Origin of the sequence: Mesorhizobium sp. M7A.F.Ca.CA.004.12.1.1, from assembly GCF_003997835.1 — a bacterium.
Classification (GTDB): Bacteria; Pseudomonadota; Alphaproteobacteria; order Rhizobiales; family Rhizobiaceae; genus Mesorhizobium.
Window position 1 is genome coordinate 1 of the sequence record NZ_RZRK01001262.1, and the last position, 1,088, is coordinate 1,088.

The window sequence follows — 1,088 nt, forward strand, 5'->3', positions numbered from 1 at the left end:
AGACTGGCCGCACCACCGCCGCGCAAATGGCGGCTCGATATCGGTAGCGAAGTGAGCGACCTCACCGATGGACTTGGTGATTGGACAGACAGTTCGACCGGCCTTGCCTATCGGCTCACCCCGCAGACGACCATTTCGGGCCACACCCGGATGGCGACTCGCTACGGTCGCACCGATGTTCAGATCGACGGCCGCATCGACCAGGCCTTTTCGGCCACGGTTTCGGCCTATGTGCTGGCAGCGGCGACGCCGGATGCCGACTTCCTGGCACGATATTCGGTCGGGGCCGGCGCTTCGTGGCGGATCATGGCGCCCGCGAAAGCGCTCGGTCCGTTCTCGCTCAACATCGATGCTCGCTATGACAATTTCGCCACCGCCGAGGTCACCACAATCTCGCCTTGGGTGCAGGTCTATGTCCTGGACGGCCGGCTGGGGCTTTCGGCACGTTGGGTCCACGCAGCCGACGACATCGGCACGCGCGCCGATGGTTATGTCCTGCGAGCCGATGTTGCAGTTATCCCGAGCGTCAATGTGTTTGGTGGCTATGCGGATGCCCCCGAGATCTCCGACGGCTCGCTGGTGCCGACGCGTACCATCTTTGCCGGCATCTCCTGGGACGTTACCGATCCGCTGACGCTGCGCGGCAGCCTCGCCCATGAGCAGCGCCCGACATTCGACCGAACCACATTCGGGCTCGGCCTAACCGCGCGGTTCTGATCATGTTGTACATCTGGCACCTATCCATCCTGCTCAGTGCCCTTTCCCTGGCGATCATGCTTCTGCTGATCGTGCGTCGGGTATTGCAGGAGCGCCGGGGGACGGCGGGCGCCGATCAGCGGCGCCTTCTTCTGACGGCGCTGATCGCCTTCACCGAAAATCGGGATCGCGAGGCATTGAAGACGGCGCTGCTTGCGGTACCGGCGAGGGTGGCGATCGATGCCGGCTTCGAGTTTATTTCGCTGTTGCGTGGCGAGGAGCACGACGAGCTCCTTTCAGCCTTCAATGAATGTGGCCTGCCGACCCTTGTCGGCACCCAGCTTGAAAAAGGCAACGGCGCCGAACGCGTCCACGCGGCCGAGATGCTGGCG

The 1,088-nt window shown here is 63.5% G+C and carries 1 protein-coding gene and 1 pseudogene; both read left to right on the forward strand.

Translation table 11 applies throughout. The features are described from left to right. The coding region (locus EN984_RS35640; protein ID WP_127384404.1) for a YaiO family outer membrane beta-barrel protein at positions 1-717 on the forward strand (717 nt) is incomplete at its 5' end. Between the two features lie 56 nt (positions 718-773). After that, positions 774-1,088, forward strand: a pseudogene (locus tag EN984_RS35645) (HEAT repeat domain-containing protein); the annotation flags it as partial.